The following is a 19,401-nucleotide window of genomic DNA, read 5'->3' on the forward strand; positions in this document are numbered from 1 at the left end:
GGGGTGGGTGGGATTTCTCGCAATGTTCCTGCTGGCGTCGACCTGCGTCATCGCGTCGGAATCGCGAGGCGCCGGTGCCGTTGCCTTGGCCGCGGGTGGACTGCTTGTTACCTCGCTGTGGTCGATCCGCTGCATGAGACTTTACGCGGTGCTGCCATTCGTCATGTGCATCCTGGCCGCCCTTTTGATCCTGTATTTCTATGTGACAGGATACGATTCCATCCATCTCGGCGACTCGACCATCGATCTGACCGAGCGGACCTTCATCTGGCAGTACGCCATCGGCCATTTCAATGATGCGCCGCTGCTGGGCTTCGGCATCAACGGGTTCTGGACGCTCCCGTCAGTCTACGACTATTTCGAGCAGAGCCATGGCTGGGTGCTCGACAACTATCACAGCGGCTACATCGCGATAGCGATTGAAACGGGATTTTTTGGATACCTGCTGTTCACCACGAGCGTCTTCCTGTTCTCGAACAAGGTTCTCTATTTGATTGCCACACGGGCGATCAATCGTTTCCACTGCGCTCTTATCATCGGATTTGTCGTCCTCAGCTTTCAGACCAATTTCACGGAGACGATGTTCCTTCGTTCGACGATGTTCACGTCGGTGCTTCTCGTGGCATTCTTCTTCGCGGTGTGCAGGCCGGTGCCACAGGAAGACCTGCAGCAATCACGAACGGAAACAGGATGACTGCGACTCGTGCTCGTTGGCCGATATCTTTTGGTCTCGCCGTGGCAATATTCGTCGTTGCACCCTTCTCCCAAGCCGACGCGGCCGGGCAGGGTGCCGTACCGGGCCCAGGAAAATTGGGACGCGGCATCAACATTCTTGGCTACGACGGCATCTGGGAAGGGGGACGGAATGCGCCATTTCGTCTGGACAACCTTACTGCAATCCGGAAGGCCGGGTTCTCGCATGTTCGGATCAATTTCTTCGGCTTCAAGTTCATGGGCTCAGGGAATGTGCTCGATGAGGTCGTCTTGAGGCGGCTCGATGCCGTTATCGAAGAGGTTCTTGCCCGGAACCTCACCCCTGTCCTTGACGAGCACGATACCCATATTTGCCAGCGCGACGTGTCCGAATGCGCTGAGAAGCTCAAGGCGTTCTGGAGGCAAATCGCCGAGCGCTATGCCGGAAAATATCCGGCGCTTGCCTTCGAGGTCCTCAATGAGCCGGGCGGACAAATGACGTCCGCCAATTGGAACGCGCTTCTCAATGAATGTCTCGGAATAATCCGCCGCACCAACCCCGAGCGGACGGTCATTGCCGCCGTCCTCAATGTAGATGAGATGCCTGTCGAGGAGCTGGTTTTGCCGCCCGACGACAGAAACCTCATCGTTACGTTCCACTACTACACGCCGATACGGTTCACGCATCAGGGCGCGCCGTGGTCCCGAACGTTTTCGCGGATCGGGCCGCTCGATTGGGGCACTGCGGATGATGAACGGCAGGCGGCCTCCGATTTCGAGAAGATGCGTATATGGTCCGAAAGAGAAAAGCGCCCCCTTTATCTCGGCGAGTTCGGAGTGTACGAGCGGGCTCCATCCGACGGCCGGATGAGATATCTGTCGTTCGTGGCGCAAAGCGCGGACCGGCTTGGCTGGGCATGGGCCTACTGGCAGTTCGATCATGATTTTGCGGCCTTCGATAGCGCGCGTCAAACCTGGAAGCCGGGCATCTTGCATGCCTTGATCCCGCCGGTGCATTGAAGCGGGAAACTTTCGCCGGATCTCGTCCGTCCCAGCGGCAGAATGATCGACGTGACCGCCCGCACACGACGTGAAGCTCACCTGGTCCTGACCGTGATCTCGTTGCCGCGCCCCGGAGGCGCTGCAAAAGCAGGCGATGGTGTGAAGGCGCCGGTCAAGGACGTGTTCTCTGGCGCGCACCGCAGCACGCTGCTGGTGCGCCCAACTTTCCCGCAGGCCCTTAGCCACCTCAGCACTGCCGAAGTGAGGTGTGCATATCAGATTTTTAGTTGCGTACCTCAGAAAGTGAAGGCAGGATTGCAGCCAAAGAATAGAAGCTGTCGGGAGGATGTGATGAGACTGCTCGTGAAGCTGGGACTCGCCGCTGCCGCGTGCCTGCTTGGGACCGGCGTCGCTGCAGCCGACACGACTGTGAAATGGCTGCACATCGAGGCCAACCCGGCCCAGGTGAAGATCTGGGAGGAGGTCGCGCGCGCCTATGAGGCGTCGCATCCGGGCGTCAAGGTCGAGATGCAGTTCCTCGAGAACGAGGCCTACAAGGCCAAGCTGCCGACCATCCTGCAATCCAGGGACCGGCCGAACATCATCTACAGCTGGGCCGGCGGCGTCTTGAAGACGCAAATCGAAGCGGGTGTCCTCGACGACATCACCGATCAGGTGAAGGGTTACAGCGACGGCCTCACGCCTGCGGCGCTCGCCGCGTTCACGAGCAATGGCCGCGTCTATGGCCTGCCCACCGCGCTGTCGCAGGTCGGCTTCCTCTGCAACAAGGAGCTGATGGCCAAGGCCAAGGTCGATCCTGCAGGCATCAAGACCTGGGACGATCTACTCGCCGCGGTGAAAACGCTGAAGGCAGCGGGCGTGACGCCGATCGTGGTCGGCGGCGCCGACAAATGGCCGCTGCACTTCTACTGGACGCATCTTGCGGTACGCATAGGTGGCAAGGCGGCGTTCGACGCGGCGCTGCGCGGCGACAACGGTGGCTTCGCCGGCGAGACCTTCCAAAAATCCGGCGAGCTGTTCAAGCAGCTCGTTGATCTCCAGCCGTTCCAGAACGGCTTCCTCGGTTTCAAGAACCCTCAGGCCGTCGGCTATTTCGGTGACGGCAAGGCCGCGATGACGCTCGCGATCAGTACAGTCTATCATTTGCAGCGAGCGCTCGCCGCCGACAAGGTCGGATTGAGCGAAGACAAGATCTGCTGGTTCGACTTCCCGGTCGTGGCCGGCGGCAAGGGTGCTCCGACGGATACACTTGGCGGCATCACCGGCTGGCTGATCACCAAGGGCTCGCCGAAGGAGGCGGTCGATTTTCTGAAATACTTCGTCTCCAAGGACGTGCAGACGCGGCTTGCCGCGGGCAACTTCATTATCCCCGTGGTGCAGGGCGCCGATGCCGGCCTTAACAATCCCTTCATGAAGCTGATCGCGGCCAATCTGGCGAAATCGAATTACCACCAGAACTTCTACGACCAGAGCCTCGGTCCCTCTGTCGGCCGCGTCGTCAACGATGTCACTGCGGAGATCGCCGGCGGCAGCATGAGCCCGCAGGATGCCGCTAAAGCGATCCAAGCGGCCTGGAAGCAGGGTAACTGACAGTGGCACGGCGGATTGCGGGCTCGCCGGCGATGGGCGTTGCATCGTTCTCGCCGCTCGCAGTTCGCGGGCCGCGCTGGGACGGCCGCTTCACCGTCCTGATCCTGTTCCTGCCACCCGCGTTGGTGCTGTTCACCCTGTTCGTGGTGCTGCCGGTCGGTGAGGCCGCCTGGTACTCGGCCTTCAACTGGAACGGGTTCGGCAGGCCGACGAACTGGATTGGCTTCGATAATTACCTCTTCGTGCTGGAGACGCGCGCCTTCTGGCTCGCGCTGCGCAACAACGGACTGATCATCGCTGTCTCGCTTGCGATCCAGCTGCCGCTTGCGCTCACCCTGGCTTTGATGCTGGCGGAGCGTTTCCGTGGCGCGGTGGCGCTGCGCATGCTGTTTTTCATGCCCTATATCCTGGCCGAGATCGCGACCGGGCTGATCTTCAGCTTCGTCTATGACGGCGACTACGGCTTGGTTGCCTCGGTCTGGCGCGCCTTCGGCGCCGAGCCGCCGCACCTGCTCGCCTCGACCGACACGTCGATGCTGGCCGTGCTGATCGTGGTCGTCTGGAAGTACTTTGGCTTCCACATGATGCTGTTCATTGCGGCACTCCAAAGTCTCGACAAGACCTTGATCGAGGCCGCGCGCATCGACGGCGCGACGCGATCGCAAACCCTGCGCCACGTCGTCATCCCCTTGCTCTATCCGACGATCCGGCTCTCCGTGTTCTTCGCCATCGTCGGCTCGCTGCAGTTGTTCGACCTCGTCATGCCGCTGACGCGCGGCGGACCTGCGGACTCCTCGAACACGATGGTGAGCTTCCTCTACAATAACGGCATCTCCCGCATGCGGGTCGGCTACGGCAGCGCCATCGGTGTCATCCTGTTCGTGATCTGCGTGACCTTTGCCGTTACTTACAAGCGATGGTTCATGCGCGATGAGTAATGTCGAGACCACTCGCGCGCCGTTCGATTCCGCGGTGCTGTTCAAGACGGTGTTCCTCGCCGTCGTTGCCATCTTCGTGCTGGTGCCGCTGCTCGCGACCTTGCTCGGCGGCTTCAAATCACTCGGCGAACTGCGCGTCAATCCATTCGGCCTGCCCCGACACTGGGAGTGGCAGAATTATGCCGACATCCTGTTCTCCGCGCGCTACTGGCAACTCTTGCGCAACTCGCTGGTCATTTCGACGGTCACGGTGACGCTGACCCTGGTCGTCGCCTCGATGGCGGCGTTCACCTTCGCCCATATCAAGTTCTACGGCAGTTCGATGCTGCTGAGCTATCTGACGCTCGGCCTGCTGTTTCCGGCGGCGACCGCGGTGCTGCCGCTCTTCATCAAGGTGCGCGACCTCGGGCTGCTCGATACCTATTTTGGCGTTGCACTGCCGCAAGTGGCCTTCAGCCTGGCCATGAGCGTGCTGCTGCTGCGGCGTTTCTTCAAGGACATTCCCTACGAGCTACTCGAGGCCGCGCTGGTTGACGGCTGCAGCTATATCAAATTCTTCCGCTACGTGACGCTGCCGTTGTCTCGCCCGATCCTGGCGACCGTGGGTACCATCACCTTCGTCAACAGCTGGAATGCCTATCTGCTGCCGCTGGTGATGCTCAATACCGATGCGCTCTACCCGTGGCCGCTCGGCATCATGGTTTATCAAGGCGAGTATTCGTCCGAGTGGCACCTGATCCTGGCTTTCATCACGCTCACCATCCTGCCGACGATCATTCTCTTCCTTCTGGCGCAGAAGCACATCGTCGCCGGTCTCACCGCAGGCGCGGTCAAGGGATGAGCGGTACCTCACGGAGATCACAATGAGAAAAGTAGGCATCGGAATCATCGGCTGCGGCAATATCAGCACCGCCTATCTGAAGGCGGCCCAGCGATTCCCGGTCATGGAGATCAAGGCGCTCGCCGATATGCGCAGCGACGTCGCAGCGAGGCAGGGCGCCGCCTTCGGGCTGCCGGCGATGCGGGTCGATCAATTGCTCAAGCGCGACGACGTCGAGATCGTCATCAATCTCACGGTGCCGCTCGCCCATACCGACGTCAGCCTTGCGGTTCTGAACGCCGGCAAGCATGTTCATTCCGAGAAGCCGCTTGGCATCAACGTCGCGGAAGCCCGCAAGGTGATGGATCTCGCCGCGCAGAAGAGCCTGCGCGTCGGCTGCGCGCCCGACACGTTTCTTGGCGGTGGGCACCAGACCGCGCGCAAGCTGATCGACGACGGCGAGATCGGCACACCTGTGGCAGGCAGCGCGTTCTTCGGCTGTCCCGGCCATGAGCGCTGGCATCCGGCGCCGGGATTCTATTACTTGCGCGGCGGAGGGCCAATGCTTGACATGGGCCCGTACTACATCACGGATCTGGTGCAACTGCTCGGCCCGGTCGCGAGCGTGATGGGCTCGACCGCGCGTCCGAAGTCGGAGCGCCTGGTCACCAGCCAGCCGATGAACGGCACGCTGATCCCGGTCGAGGTTGTGACCCATGTCGCGGGAATGCTCGAATTCGAGAGCGGGGCCGTCATCTCGATCGCGATGAGCTTTGATGTACCGAAGCACCGGCACGCGCCAATCGAGATCTATGGCGACAAGGGCAGCATGCTGGTGCCGGACCCGAACCGGTTCGGCGGCGAGGTGCAGATGGCAAAGACTGGCGGCGAATGGGAGACAGTGCCGCTGACGCACGGCCACGTTGAGGGCGAGTTCCGCTCGATCGGCGTCGCCGATATGGCAGGCGCGATCCTGAACAACCGGCCGCATCGTGCCAGCGGCGCGCTCGCGTTCCATGTGCTGGAGGTGATGGAGGCGTTCCAGACCTCCGCCGACGAAGGACGGCGCGTCAAGATCGAGAGCCGCGTCGAGCGGCCGGCGATGCTGCCGGCCGGATGCGAAACCGGACAGATCGATTGAGGACAGAAACATGCGCAAGGCAATGATTGTATGGGGCGGTTGGCCGGGCCACGATCCGGATCTCTGCGCCTCGATGATCCGCGGCTGGCTGAAGGCGGAAGGCTTCGAGGTTCGGATCGAGACCACGACGGCGGCGTTCGCCGATCCCGCGATCCACGATCTGTCGCTGATCATCCCGATCTACACCATGTCGAAGATCGACAAGGCGGAGGCGCTCAATCTCTGCGCGGCGGTGCGAAGCGGCGTCGGGCTCGCCGGCCACCATGGCGGCATGGGCGACGCGTTCCGCGATTCCGTCGACTACCAGTTCCTGTGCGGCGGGCAGTGGGTCGCGCATCCCGGCAACATCATAGACTACAAGGTCGACGTGACGAAACCGGATGATCCCATCATGAAAGGCCTGCAGAGTTTCGAGCATCGTTCCGAGCAATACTACATGCATGTCGACCCCGCCAACGAGGTGTTGGCGACGACGACCTTCACCGGCGAGCACGCATCCTGGATCGAGGGCGTGGTGATGCCGGTGGTCTGGAAGAAGCGATACGGCGCGGGCAGGGTGTTCTATTCCTCGCTCGGCCACCGTGCCTACGAGCTCGACGTACCGGAGATCCGTACGTTGATGACCCGCGGCATGCTGTGGGCGGCGCGCGAATGAGAGCTGGTGCGACGCAGCCGGCGGTCCGCGCGACGCTCGAGGACGTCGCGCGCGCGGCGGGCGTTTCGCTTGCGACCGTCGATCGCGTCGTCAACCGGCGCGAGGGCGTCCGCGCCAAGACTGTCGCGCGCGTCGAGGCTGCAGTGGCAAAACTTGGCTATCGCGCCGATATTGCTGCCGCGCGGCTTGCGCGCGGGCAGACATTCCGCTTCGCCTTCGTGCTGCCGGCCGGGAGCAACAGCTTCATGACCAACCTGACCGAGCAGGTCCAGCGCACCGCGGACTGGCTCGCCGGCCAGCGCGGCTTCATAGATATCCTCCATGTCGATGTGTTTGATCCGGACGTGCTCGCCGGCGCGCTGGAAAACCTGTCGCCGGCCTATCAAGGCGTCGCCGTCATCGCACTCGACCATCCCAGGGTGCGCGCCGCGATCGACGAGCTCGCCGCGCGCGGGGTCGCCGCGGTGACCCTGGTGTCAGACGCGCCGAGCTCACGCCGCTTGCATTATGTCGGTATCGACAATCCAGCCGCGGGGCGAACTGCGGCAACGCTGATGGGACGTTTCCTCGCCGGCCGCGACGGGACAGTCGCCGTGATCGCGGGATCGTTGGCGCTGCGCGATCACACCGAGCGGCAGTTCGGCTTCAACCAGATCCTGTCCAGCGAGTATCCGAACCTGCTCGCGCTGCCGGTGATGGAGGGCCGTGACGACAGCAAGCGCACGCGGGAGCTGACTGCGGCGCTGCTGGCGCGCCACGCCAATCTCCGCGGCATTTACTGCTGTGGCGCTGGAAACCGCGGCATCGCCGACGCGCTTGAGGTTTCGGGTCGTGGCCGCGAGGTGGTCTGGATCACCCACGAGCTGACCCAGTACACTCGCCGCTTTCTGATCCGCGGCACGCTCGACGCGATCATCAACCAGGATCCCGGCCACGAGGCACGGTCTGCGGCGCGCGTTCTGCTCGCGCATTGTTCGGGCGAGGCAATCAGCCCCGACCAGGAACGCATCCGGATCGACATTTTCCTGCGGGACAATCTGCCGTAACGTCGAACTCGTAGGCGATGCGCACCTTGCTCGGGTAGCATATGGCTAGACCCAGCCGTCATCGACGACCGGGCGACTACCTTCGGACTTGTTTGGACTTGTACGACATCTACACGGCAGCTCAGGACATTAGCGGCCGGAGGGATTCTCGCCTCTGCCGGGCCGAATAGCATTTTTCTGAAGCCCCCAGCGGATCCACTTGAGCCGCCGTTCCCAGCGCCCGAGGTGCCGGCGCCGCTGCCGCCGCTCCCGGTCCCAATTCCTCCCGTGTCACCACCTCCCGTTCCCCCAGCCGCACCGCCCGTTCCAGCTCCTGCTCCTGTTCCGGCCCCACCAGCTCCGCCGCCCGCGCCGGAATGCCGGCCACAGATGTCGACAGCTGACCAAGTTCGCGACTCATCACGAAATGGCTTTCGGCAGGGCCGTTGAACAGTCGCCGCGAACAGGTTGGGCCTGCCAACGAGCCCCAGACCCGCCCCTCCGTCGGCCCGGCCGAATCTTATCCTCGCGCTCAAAAAGAGTAAGTATTTCAATATCTTATACGCACGATTTTGCCTCAAGCGATCGTGATATTTGTGCAACAATTCTTGAAAAACGGCCATTCCCCGCCCAAACCGGGGCAATCGATCATTGATTGATCAGGTCCGATCGTCTCTTATCCCGGTGCGACGGAGGGGGGCATCCCGAGGTCGTCCCGTCTAAGTCTTTCGCTTAAGTCCCTCGCGTTCATGCGGGTGTGTCCGAAGACGCGATCGGCTCTAGCGGTGATTTAGAGGGGGAGCGGGGAATTGGCCGTCCGGTCAGTGACCTTCCCTGGAGAGCAAACTTGGAGGTTAACATGAACTTTAAGAGCCTTTTGCTCGGCTCAGTGGCGGGTCTGGTCGCCGCTGGCGGAGCCCAGGCAGCCGATCTTCCCGTGAAGGCCAAAGCGGTCGAATACGTGAGAATCTGCTCCCTGTATGGTGCCGGATTCTACTATATGCCGGGCACCGACACCTGCATCAAGCTGGGCGGCTATCTGCGCGCTGACGCGATCCTTGGCGGCGCAGGCGACTATAGCTTCCGGCAAGGCGCGAACGCGGGATTGAACAACCGTCTGACCAACTACTATTTCGGCCGCGCTCGTTTCGACTTCAACGTCGATACCCGCACCGCGACCGAGTATGGCGTGGTTCGCACCTACGCCGATGTGATCTTCAGCTGGGACACGCCCTCGGTCGCCGGTGTCAACACCGCGGCGGGCGTTTCCGGTTCCGCCTCGCTCGGCCTCTACCATGCGTTCATCCAGTTCGCTGGTTTCACGTTCGGCCGCACGGTCTCGATCTTCGACACCCCGTGGCAGAGCTATCCGGCTGGCGGTCCCGACACGCTTCCGGGCGGCAGCAACCACGTGACCGGCGTCAACCAGGTTGCCTATACGGCTGACTTCGGCCAGGGCATCACCGGTTCGCTGGCGTTGCAGGATGAGTCGACGTCGGCAGGTGGCCAGTCGAACCTCTGGAACACGACATTTGCCACGCCGGCTGCTGCTGGGACTGCGTTCGTGACCGGCGTCTACGGTAACAGTGATTGGGGTGGCACGCGTTCTCCTGAGATCGTCGGTCAGATTCGCGTTGACCAGGCCTGGGGTCTGGCCCAGGTCTCGGCTGTCGCGCATGACCTCCATCCTGCCTACTACGGTGCGACCGAACCCTCAGGCCATCCTAGCGACAAGTGGGGCTGGGCGGTTCAGGGTGCGTTGTCCATCAAGAACATCCCGACCGGAGCTGGCGACAGCATCAACTTGCAGGCTGTCTACACGGATGGCGCGACTCGCTACAACTTCCAGAGCTTGTTCCCGCAGAGCTTCTTCATGTTTGGCGGTAGCAGCATCGCCTACCAGAGCACCGGTTTCGCCGGTCTTGCTGACGGTGTCTTCGGCGTTGGTACCGGCATCGATACCGTCAAGACCTGGGGCTTCCGGGGTGGTTATTCCCACAACTGGAATCCAAATTGGGTGACCGGCATCTACGGTGCGTATGCTCAGTTGAAGTACGGCGATACGGGCAAGGCACTGATTTGCGGCAACTTCGCTGCAATCGCGCTCCCGGGTGCTACTTGTAATCCGGACTTCAACTTCGCGGCCGTCGGCATCAACACCGCGTGGACTCCGGTCAAGGGCCTGACCTTCACGGCGGACTTGAGCTATTCGCATCTGGACCAGAAGTATTCGGGCACCATCTTGAGCCCGGGCATTGCTGCTGGCGCCAAGCCGATAGCTGTGTACGAGCTGAAGGACCAGAACTCGATCGAAATGCTCCTCCGAGCTCAGCGTACCTTCTAAAAGCCAGTCCTGAGCCGACATCAAAAGACCCCCAGCGAAATCGCTGGGGGTCTACTTTTTGCGGGTCACCTTGAACATCCTCGCCGCGCGAAGGTTATAGATGGCCCTGTTAGGATCCGCTAATCCTCGGAGTCACATGATGCGCGCGCTTCCCTTTCTCGTCATAGCTTGCATCACAATGTCTGCGCCAGCTCCAGCCGCAGCTCAACGGTTCAGCGGCAATTATCCGATTTGCCTCCAGAAGTGGGAGTGGGGCGGTGCCACCACAATCTGGTGCCAGTATAGTTCGTGGGAAGAGTGTAAAGCGACCGCTGCGGGCCTTCCCGCCATGTGCTTGGTGAACCCTTATGCGCCCGGGCCATCTCGTTCAGACCGCGCTCCGCGTCAGCGCTAGGTCCGCATTGCGGGCGACTGCAGTTGCCCCGGGGAAAATCCATCCTTTTCGAGAGGAGATGGGACATCACCCTGCTTCCAACCTTCGTTCTTACGCGATCTTTTTGATCTCGATGAACTATCTCACGCGTTTTTAGGCAAACCGTTCTGCACAGAGTTGAGCAGCACGATTAATGCTCCGCCGGGCCCGGACCGTCGAACAAACACCAGTCCGACTCGCCATCAACTCTCAAGGCCTTTCGATCGGCCTTGTTTCCACCGCCCCTAACCATCCTCGATTCCAGAATGGTGAACCTCCTCCGAATGAGTGGACACCTGTAGTAGGCTCATTGAGCCCGGACCCGCGCGGTAGTTTCGGGCCTTGAAGCGTGAGTGGCGCGGCCGTTGTTCTCTCCAGCAAAGGCGACTAGAGTTTTTGCACAGTTCACCAAAAAATAGACCCGTCATCGGAGTCCAGAAACCCAATCACATGTCGCAGCAAAGCCGCAACAAGGGAGCTTCGGCCCCCTCCTCACTCCATCCGTCGGCTATTCTGGACCACGCAATTGCGGCGCACCGTTCGGGCAATCTGTCGGATGCGGAACGTGCCTACACGACCATCCTGAAGGGAAGCAGAACGCATCCCGTCGCGCTCCATATGCTGGGGCTGTTGCACGCCCAGCGCGGCAAGTTCGCGGACGCCGAGCCATTGCTCAAGAAGGCTGCCCGCGCAGACCCCGGCAATGCCGACGTTCTTTTCAACTATGCCAACGTGCTGCGTGCATTGGACAAGACAGACGATGCGCTCGCTTGGCTTGCGAAAGTGATTGCCCTGTCGCCGAACTTCGCCGGTGCGCATCTCAATCGCGGAGCGATCCTGCTTGCACGGAAAGAGCTTCACGGTGCGATCGCGGAATTTGATCGCGCCATTGCGATCGCGCCATCGAGCGCGGCGTTCGCAAACCGAGGCAGTGCGTTCCAGCAGCTCGGTCGGCTGGACGAAGCGCATGGCAGCTACCAAAGTGCTGTCGAGCTCGCACCGTCGGATCCACAGAAGCACTTCGCCTTGTCTGAGGTCCTTACCCAAATGGGTCGAGATGACGAAGCCATCGGAGCGCTCGAAAGGACGGTCGCACTAGACAAGGCCTTCCCGTTCGCGTTGAGCAAGCTCGTTGCTTCCAGGCGGAAACGTGCCGACTGGCGCAGTTTCGAACGTGAACAGGCCGCCCTGGACGAGGCCGTCGAATCCGGCGTGGTGGTCGACCCCTTCACCTTCTTTCATGCCTCGTCCTCTCCCGCACACCAATTGACCTGTGCGAAGACATATGTTGCCAACGTCGCCCCGGATCGAGGTGCCGCGATACGCAAGACGCCGTCACCGGTTTCCCGGCTGCGCGTCGCGTACATGTCGGCCGATTTTCGCAGCCACGCCACCGCGCATTTGATGGCCGGAGTTTTCGAGGAGCACGACCGCGAGCGCTTCGACGTCAGCGCCATCTCCTACGGACCGGATGACCGCGGCGAAATGCGCAACCGCCTGAAGGCAGCATTCGAGCGCTTTGAAGACGTCAGCCATCTTACCGACGAGGACGTGGCCAAGCTGATACGCCAGCTCGACATTGAGATTCTTGTCGATCTTGGAGGCTTCACCGCCGGTGCGCGGCCGAAAATCCTTGCACGCCGGGCGGCTCCCATCCAGGTCAACTATCTCGGCTTCCCCGGCACGATGGGCGCCTCATATATCGACTACATCATGGCGGACCGCATCGTCATTCCCGAAGCAGAGCAGCAGCATTACGCTGAGAAGGTAATCTATCTTCCCGACAGCTATCAGGCGAGCGATGCCAGGCGACCGCTCCTGCCAAATGCGCCGGCCCGGAACAGGGTCGGACTGGCGGATGATGCCTTCGTCTACTGCGCGTTCAACAGGACGTCCAAGATCACGCCCGTGCTGTTCGATGTCTGGATGAGGCTGCTTACCAAGACTGCGGGCAGCGTCCTTTGGCTGCTTGATGGCGAGCCGATCGCCAGGGAGAACCTGAGGCGTGAAGCCGTCGCGCGCGGCATCGGCGCCGAGAGAATCGTATTCGCGCCGCCAGTCGCTGCCGACGAACACTTGGCGCGTCACCAGCTCGCCGATCTGTTCCTGGACACATTGCCCTACAACGCCCATACCACGGCCAGCGACGCCCTTTGGGCTGGCTTGCCGATCCTGACCTGCCTCGGCACCGCCTTTGCGGGACGTGTTGCAGCCAGTCTCCTGAATGCTGTCGGCCTTCCTGAGCTGGTGACGCATTCGCTGGACGAATATGAGGGTCTGGCGCTCCGGATCGCGCACGATTCTGAACTTCGAACCGCCCTCAAGAGCAAGCTGGCGACGAATCGGACGTCTTGGCCTCTCTTCGATACTATCGGCATGACGCGACACATCGAAAAGGCTTTCAATGAAATGTGGCGCCGGCATTGCGCTGGCGAAGCGCCGGCCTCGTTTGCCGTCTAAATCTGCTATCTCGATCTGGCAGCGCAGTCGCCAGTCGCGGCATGGCTTTTCTCAACTTCACCTTCACCTGGGCGCTGAATGGCCTTCGGCCGGGTTCCATAGTTGAGATGGGGTGTCACCGCGGCGTGATGGAATTCTTGTGAGCGAACCACTATAGCGTTGGCGCGACTAATAGAATGGGTTCCAAAGCGAAGGCTCTTCGTGACCTCGATCACAAGCGGTCGATCCGGATCCTGCTAGGAAGGCCTGTGATGCGCAACCTGCTCAGACTTTGTCCGCTTCTCTTCGCTGTCGCCCTGCTGTTCGGCGCCGAACCCGCTTTTGCGGGAAAGCGCGTCGCGCTGGTGATTGCCAACTCGGCCTATCAGCACGCGCCCTCGCTTACGAACCCGGTCAACGACGGCTCGGTGATGGCCAGGACGCTGAAGGAGGCCGGCTTCGACGTCGTCGATTCCCGGCATGACCTGTCGGCTCTGGACACACGGCGGGTGCTGCGCGACTTCGCCGATGCCACCCGCGATGCCGACATCGCTGTGGTCTATTATGCCGGGCACGGCATCGAGGTCGAAGGCCTGAACTATCTGATCCCGGTCGACGCCAGGCTCGAGCGCGATACTGACGTCTATGACGAGGCGCTCTCGCTCGACCGCGTTCTGGTTGCAGTCGAGCCCGCAAAACAACTTCGCCTCGTGATCCTCGACGCCTGCCGCGACAATCCGTTCGGCAAGACCATGAAGCGCACGGTCGCTGCGCGCGCCATCGGCCGCGGCCTGGCCCAAGTCGAGCCCACCAGCCCCAACACGCTGATCGCCTATTCGGCCAAGGCCGGCTTCACGGCGCAGGACGGCGACGGCGCCAACAGCCCCTTCACCGTCGCGCTGTCGAAGCATCTGACGACGCCGGGCCTCGATGTCCGCCGCGCCTTCGGCTTCGTGCGCGACGAAGTGCTCAAGTCGACGGCCAACAAGCAGGAGCCGTTCGTGTATGGATCGCTCGGCGGCGACGACGTGCCGCTGGTGCCGGTCAAGGTGACGGCTGCGGCAGCGGCTGCGCCGAACCCGCAGGCCGACATCCGCCGCGACTACGAGCTCGCGCTCCAGGTCGGCAACAGGCCGGCGTGGGACGCCTTCCTCGCCCAACATCCCGACGGCTTCTATGCGAGCCTCGCCAAGCTTCAGGTCGAGAAGATCGGGGCGGAACAGGCCCATGTGGCGGCGATCGACAAAGCCAAGCAGGCCGAGGCCGAGCGCGATCGTCTTGCTGCTCTCGGCGCGCAGAAGGATGCGCAGGCCAAGGCCGCGGCAGATGCGAAAGCCGCCGAGCAGGCGCAGCTCGCCGCGCAGAAGGCCAAGGAGCAGGCGCAGCAGCAGGCGGCCGCCGCCGAGCAGCAGCGCGTCAACCTCGCTGCCGCAACGCCGAATGCTGCGCCGGCCAGCACGGCGAGCTCCGCCGGTACCGCCGTTGCCTCGTTGACGCCCGCAGTTGCTGCGGCCGATCTCAACCGCTCGGTTCAGACCGAGCTCGGCCGCGTCGGCTGCTTCTCAGGCACTGCGGATGGCAACTGGACCACGTCGTCGCAGCGCTCGCTGTCGCAGTTCAATCGCTACGCCGGCACCAAGCTCGACGTGAAAATGGCGAGCACCGACGCGCTCGATACCGTCAAGGCCAAGCCGTCGCGCGTCTGCCCGCTGGTCTGCGAGCACGGCTTCAAGGCCGATGGCGACAAATGCACCAAGATCGTCTGCGGCGACGGCTATGCGCTAAACGATGACAATGAATGCGAGAAGAAGCGCGCCGTCAGGCCGGCTAAGCCTACAACCGCAAAGCGCGACGACGGTGATGACCGTCCCGCACGGCAGCGTCGTCAGTCCGGCGGCGCGGCCGCAACCGCGGCGGCCGGTGCCGGTCGCGCCTCGGGAGGCAGTGGCCAGATTTTTTGCAACGACCTCCTCTGCCGTCCGGTCAAGCCCGGCTGCCACCTCGTATATCGCGGCGGCGGCGGCCCTCACGTCGATGCCAACGTCGAGGTCTGTAACTGATCTGCCCGATACACCCCTATTTTGCTGGAACGTTCGCCGAGCAGCGAAGACTTTGAATTTTAATGCCTGCCAGTCCCGACTTCAGCGCCCGTAGAGCACTTGCTCTGATACAGAGCCGCATCCTCTCGATTAGGGCTTGAAGAACTCGGTTGCGTGGCTGCGGCTCAAACAAAGGCCGCGGCTCCCGGTGTTCATTCGGTGGCTTCCATGTGGTTTCGGCGCAGCGTTCGCCGCACCATGCCATCGACAATTGCCCCCGCCGTCGACTCGAGCAGCACTCGAGCAGCCATGGGCAATCCGCGAGGCGAGTTGCAGGCGCTCGAGCGCGCCTTGCGAATCGTCAGTGTGGGCTAGGCCTGGAAGAAGGGATTGGCCGGCCGCGCAAGGCCGAGATGATCGCGCAGCGTCGTCCCCTTATAGTGCGCACGGAACAGCCCACGCTTCTGCAAGATGGGTACGACGAGCTCAACGAAATCCTCGAACCCTTCGTGGAAATAGGGCGGCATGACGTTGAAGCCGTCGGCGGCGTGCTCCTCGAACCAGAGCTGGAGCGTATCGGCGATGCGCTCGGCCGAGCCGCATAGCACCCAATGGCCGCGGGCGGCGGCGGTGAGATTGTAGAGATCGCGCAGCGTCATGTTCTCGCGGCGGCCCTTGGCGAGCATGACGCTCGCGAAACTGTGATAGCTGTCCGATGGCGCGATGTCCGGTATACCCCCGTCGAGATCGTAGGCCGACATGTCCCGGCCAAAGCGGTCGGAGAGGATCGCAAGCGCATTGCTGCCGCTGACAAAGCTCTGGAGCACGTTGAGCTTCTCGAACGCCTCCTTGTCGGTGCGGCCGACGACGGGCATCACGCCCGGCAGCACCGTGACATCGTCGGCCTTGCGGCCGAACAACGGCAGTCGCGTCTTCAACGACGTGTAACCAGCCTTGGCCTCCTCGATGTCCTGCACCACCGAGAATACGATATCGGCGGTGCGCGCGGCGAGAGCCTGTCCGGCCTCGGAGCCGCCGGCCTGGAGCACGACGGGGCGGCCTTGCGGGCTGCGGCCGATGTTGAGCGGGCCCTTCACCTTGAAGAACGTGCCATCATGCTCGATCGGGCGCAGCCTGGCCGGATCGATGTAGAGGCCGCTGGCGCGGTCGGCGACGATGGCATCATCCGCCCAGCCGTCCCACAGGCCCTTGACGACGTCGAGGAATTCGCCGGCCATTTCGTAGCGGCGGGCGTGGTCGGGATGGGTGGTGCCGAAATTCGCAGCCGTGGCCGGATTGGCCGTCGTCACCGCATTCCACGCCGCGCGACCCTTGGAGATGTGGTCGAGCGAGGCGAACACGCGCGCGACCGAGAACGGATCGCTGTAGGTGGTGGAGACCGTCGCGCCGAGGCCGATGTGGCTGGTCGAAGTCGCGAGCGCGGCGAGCATCGTCAGCGGCTCCAGCCGTAGCGTGTAGGAGGGGTGGGCGGCGGCATCGGCATAGAGATTGTCGCCCATGAAGATCAGGTCGAATTTGCCGCGCTCGGCGGTTCGGCCAATCTCCTGGATCGCCGCGAAATCCTGGAAGCTGTCGACAGCGCCGGGATAGCGCCAGCCGGCGACGTGGCTGCCGGTCCCCAGGATAAACAGGCCGAGATGCATCTGCCGTTTCATGGCGTCATGTCCAGAACAGGATCTTGCGTTCGAGAAAGCCGATCAGGCCGAAGAAGGCGAGGCTCGCGGCGGATGCGACGAAGATCGCCGCCCAGACCTGGACGAAGTCGATCTGGAGCACCGCCTGGTAGATCACCCAGCCGAGTCCGCCATGTGCGCCGAGCATCTCGGTGACGATCGCTACGATCACGCTGCGCACCGTCGAGACGCGCATGCCGGCGAGCAGCAGTGGCAGGGCGGTCGGCAGGCGCAATCGCCACAGCACCCCGAAGGGGGTTGCGCCGAAGCTGCGCATGAGGTCGACGGCGCGGCGGTCGACACGGTCGAGCCCGGCCAGCATCGAGAGCAGGATGGTGAAGCTCACCGCCATCGCCACCATCACGATCTTCGAGCTGACGCCGATGCCGAACCAGAGCAGGATCAGCGGCGAATAGCCGACCACGGGCACCGAATTGATCGCGGTCGCGAGCGGCAGGATCGCGGCGCGCAGCGCCGGAACCAATGCGATTGCGACAGCGAGGCCGATACCGATCAGACAGCCCAGCCCGTAGCCCACCAGCGCCTCGAGCAGGGTGTAGCCGGCGGCGTCAACGAGCGTTGCGCGCTTGGACCAGAGGCCTGCGAGGATGTCGCTGACGGCGGGGAGAACATAGGCCGGCAGATGCAGTCCGCGCGCCGCGCCTTCCCAGCACGCGACCAGGAGGACGGCGCCTAAGATGCCGCGCTGGGCGGCGAGCGACGGTGAGACAAGCGCGCGGCTCATTGCTCGGCGCTCCAGAACACCAGCCGACGCTCGACCGCGGCGACCACCGCATAGAAGCCGGTGCCGAGCAGCGCGGCGGCGAGTAGAGCGGCCCAGATCGCAACGACGTTCTCGGTGAACATGGCCTGGAGCAGCAGCACGCCGAGCCCGGTGGTGTCGCCGAACCATTCGCCGACGATGGCGCCGACGAGGCTCAGCGACGCGGCAAGGCGCAGCGCCACGAAGATCTGCGGCAGTGCGGTTGGAAGCTGCAAGCGCAGCAGGAGCTGGCGGTTCGAGGCGCCGAAGCTGCGCATCAAGTCGACCTGCTTCGGATCGACGGTTTCGAGGCCCAGCAGCGTGTTCACCGTCACCGGAAAGAAGGTCAGATAGAACGCGATGATCGCCTTGGCGAGCAAAGTATTGCCGAACCACAGCACCACCAGTGCGCCGAAAGCGATGACTGGAATGGTCTGCGACACCACGAAGATCGGAAAGATCATCTCGCGCAGCGCACGGACGCGGAAAAACACGACGCCCATGAGCACGCCGAACGCGCCGCCGGACGCAAAGCCGATCAGCGTCTCCGCCAGCGTGCGCAGGAAACCGTCGACATAGGCGCGAGGTGTAGCCGCCATTGCCATCAGGATCGTGCTGAGGCGAGGCAGATAATAAGGCCGGATGCCGAACAGCAGCACCGCGCCTTCCCAGATCACCGCCGCGACGGCGAGACCGAGCAGGAGCCGAATCAGCTTGCGCAGTGGAGCCGGCATCGCGATGCGCTGCGCAGCAACCCCGCTCTTACCAAGCGATGTCGCCGAAGGGCTGCTCACGGCAGCCGGTCCGCCAGCGGAATGCTCTGGATGAAGCTTGCGTCATAGGCGGCGGCGAGATCGAGCGGCTTGGAGATCACACCGTATTTCAGGAAGAAGTCGTGGGCGGTCTTGACCGTGTCGGCATCGATCCAGAACATGCCGTTCTTCGCTGCGGCGCCGGCGGTCATCAGGCGCTTCACTTCGGTGAGCATGAACTCCTGCTGCGCGCGGTCGAGTGTCGGGGCTGTGGCCATCACGGTGTCGACGGCGCCCTTGGGATCGGAGAACGCATCCTTCCAGCCCTTCAGCGACGCCCGCAGGAACGCCTTGACGAGCTCCGGCTTCTCCTTGGCGGTCGCTTCGGCGACGATCAGCGTGTCGCGCGGAAAGGTGATTCCATAGTCCTCGGCGACGAAGGTCTTCAGGCTGTCCTTCGGCATGCGTGACTGGATGGTATAGAACTCGTTGTAATAGGTCGCCGTGACCACATCGACGCTGCCGTCGACGAAGGGCGTCACCGAAACCTGCTGCGGCTGGATCTTCAGCTCATCCGGCTTGATGCCTTCCTTGGCCAGCATGCCGTTCAGCACGTGGTTGGCACCGGTGAACCAGGTGGTGACGGTCTTGCCCTTGAAGTCCTGGATCGTCTTCACCGGCCCTTCCTTGCGGGTGACGAAGATGAAAGGGGTGATCTGGTGCGATACGCCGATGCAGACGATCGGCAGTCCCTTGTCGCGAGCCGCAAACACGCTGTCGGTGCCGCCGGAGAGGCCGAACGTGTCGGCGCCGGTCGCGACCAGGTTCTCGGTGAGCAGGTTGGGCCCGCCGGGATTGATGGTGAGGTCGATGCCCTCGGCCTTGTAGTAGCCCTTGGCCGCTGCGACATAGAAGCCGGCGAACTGCGCCTGTGGCAGCCATTTCAGGCGCAGGCTCGCCTTCTGCAACTCGGCGGCGGGCGCGGCCATGACAAGCGAGCCGGTCGCCAGCGCGATGGCGGAAAGGACTGAGAAGGCGTGGCGGCGGCTCAACATGGCATACTCCAGGCGGTG

16 protein-coding genes are annotated in these 19,401 nt (G+C 62.8%); 12 read left to right on the forward strand and 4 right to left on the reverse strand.

Features of this window, described 5'->3' with window-relative positions; all coding sequences use genetic code 11:
• The 12 genes from GWG65_RS20820 to GWG65_RS20875 all read left to right on the forward strand — a co-directional run.
• On the forward strand, positions 1 to 694 hold a 694-nt coding region (locus GWG65_RS20820), incomplete at its 5' end, for an O-antigen ligase family protein (RefSeq protein ID WP_275197423.1).
• On the forward strand, positions 691 to 1,713 hold the full coding sequence (locus tag GWG65_RS20825; RefSeq protein ID WP_275197424.1) for a cellulase family glycosylhydrolase: 1,023 nt from the start codon (positions 691 to 693) through the stop codon (positions 1,711 to 1,713). The genes GWG65_RS20820 and GWG65_RS20825, both read left to right, overlap by 4 nt.
• 333 nt (positions 1,714 to 2,046) lie before the next feature.
• The gene (locus GWG65_RS20830; RefSeq protein WP_275197425.1) at positions 2,047 to 3,306 is read left to right on the forward strand and encodes an extracellular solute-binding protein; all 1,260 of its coding nucleotides are present in this window, start codon (positions 2,047 to 2,049) and stop codon (positions 3,304 to 3,306) included.
• Positions 3,307 to 3,308: 2 nt separating this feature from the next.
• Complete coding sequence (locus GWG65_RS20835; protein WP_275197427.1) at positions 3,309 to 4,244, forward strand: sugar ABC transporter permease; 936 nt, start codon at positions 3,309 to 3,311, stop codon at positions 4,242 to 4,244.
• The gene (locus tag GWG65_RS20840) at positions 4,237 to 5,085 is read left to right on the forward strand and encodes a carbohydrate ABC transporter permease (protein WP_275197428.1); all 849 of its coding nucleotides are present in this window, start codon (positions 4,237 to 4,239) and stop codon (positions 5,083 to 5,085) included. Before GWG65_RS20835 ends, GWG65_RS20840 begins: the two co-directional genes overlap by 8 nt.
• A gap of 22 nt (positions 5,086 to 5,107) precedes the next feature.
• Positions 5,108 to 6,205, forward strand: coding sequence for a Gfo/Idh/MocA family oxidoreductase (locus GWG65_RS20845; RefSeq protein WP_275197429.1), 1,098 nt, complete (start codon positions 5,108 to 5,110; stop codon positions 6,203 to 6,205).
• A gap of 10 nt (positions 6,206 to 6,215) precedes the next feature.
• On the forward strand, positions 6,216 to 6,860 hold the full coding sequence (locus GWG65_RS20850) for a ThuA domain-containing protein (protein WP_275197430.1): 645 nt from the start codon (positions 6,216 to 6,218) through the stop codon (positions 6,858 to 6,860).
• Positions 6,857 to 7,906 (forward strand): LacI family DNA-binding transcriptional regulator, encoded by a 1,050-nt coding sequence (locus GWG65_RS20855; protein ID WP_275197431.1) that lies wholly within the window; start codon positions 6,857 to 6,859, stop codon positions 7,904 to 7,906. Before GWG65_RS20850 ends, GWG65_RS20855 begins: the two co-directional genes overlap by 4 nt.
• An 838-nt stretch (positions 7,907 to 8,744) precedes the next feature.
• A complete protein-coding gene (locus tag GWG65_RS20860) occupies positions 8,745 to 10,229 on the forward strand; it encodes a porin (protein WP_275197432.1) in 1,485 nt (494 codons plus the stop codon).
• Positions 10,230 to 10,368: 139 nt separating this feature from the next.
• Positions 10,369 to 10,623 carry a DUF3551 domain-containing protein gene (locus GWG65_RS20865; RefSeq protein WP_275197433.1) on the forward strand — a complete coding sequence of 85 codons (255 nt, stop codon included), beginning with the start codon at positions 10,369 to 10,371 and terminating at the stop codon, positions 10,621 to 10,623.
• 360 nt (positions 10,624 to 10,983) lie between these two features.
• The gene (locus tag GWG65_RS20870; protein ID WP_275197434.1) at positions 10,984 to 13,101 is read left to right on the forward strand and encodes a tetratricopeptide repeat protein; all 2,118 of its coding nucleotides are present in this window, start codon (positions 10,984 to 10,986) and stop codon (positions 13,099 to 13,101) included.
• Between the two features lie 251 nt (positions 13,102 to 13,352).
• The gene (locus tag GWG65_RS20875; RefSeq protein ID WP_275197435.1) at positions 13,353 to 15,140 is read left to right on the forward strand and encodes a caspase family protein; all 1,788 of its coding nucleotides are present in this window, start codon (positions 13,353 to 13,355) and stop codon (positions 15,138 to 15,140) included.
• A gap of 350 nt (positions 15,141 to 15,490) precedes the next feature.
• Here GWG65_RS20875 and GWG65_RS20880 read toward each other — a convergent pair whose 3' ends face one another.
• Genes GWG65_RS20880 through GWG65_RS20895 form a run of 4 tightly spaced genes read right to left on the reverse strand, consistent with a single transcriptional unit; the run spans position 15,491 to position 19,383 of the window.
• Positions 15,491 to 16,795, reverse strand: a complete 1,305-nt coding sequence (locus tag GWG65_RS20880; protein ID WP_275197436.1) for an LLM class flavin-dependent oxidoreductase — start codon at positions 16,793 to 16,795, stop codon at positions 15,491 to 15,493.
• Between the two features lie 4 nt (positions 16,796 to 16,799).
• Positions 16,800 to 17,558, reverse strand: coding sequence for an ABC transporter permease (locus GWG65_RS20885; protein ID WP_275197438.1), 759 nt, complete (start codon positions 17,556 to 17,558; stop codon positions 16,800 to 16,802).
• Positions 17,555 to 18,370 (reverse strand): ABC transporter permease, encoded by an 816-nt coding sequence (locus GWG65_RS20890; protein WP_275197439.1) that lies wholly within the window; start codon positions 18,368 to 18,370, stop codon positions 17,555 to 17,557. Before GWG65_RS20890 ends, GWG65_RS20885 begins: the two co-directional genes overlap by 4 nt.
• Positions 18,367 to 19,383 carry an ABC transporter substrate-binding protein gene (locus tag GWG65_RS20895; RefSeq protein WP_275197440.1) on the reverse strand — a complete coding sequence of 339 codons (1,017 nt, stop codon included), beginning with the start codon at positions 19,381 to 19,383 and terminating at the stop codon, positions 18,367 to 18,369. Before GWG65_RS20895 ends, GWG65_RS20890 begins: the two co-directional genes overlap by 4 nt.
• Positions 19,384 to 19,401: the final 18 nt, after the last annotated feature.

It is taken from the genome of Bradyrhizobium sp. CSA207 (genome assembly GCF_029051685.1).
Classification (GTDB): Bacteria; Pseudomonadota; Alphaproteobacteria; order Rhizobiales; family Xanthobacteraceae; genus Bradyrhizobium.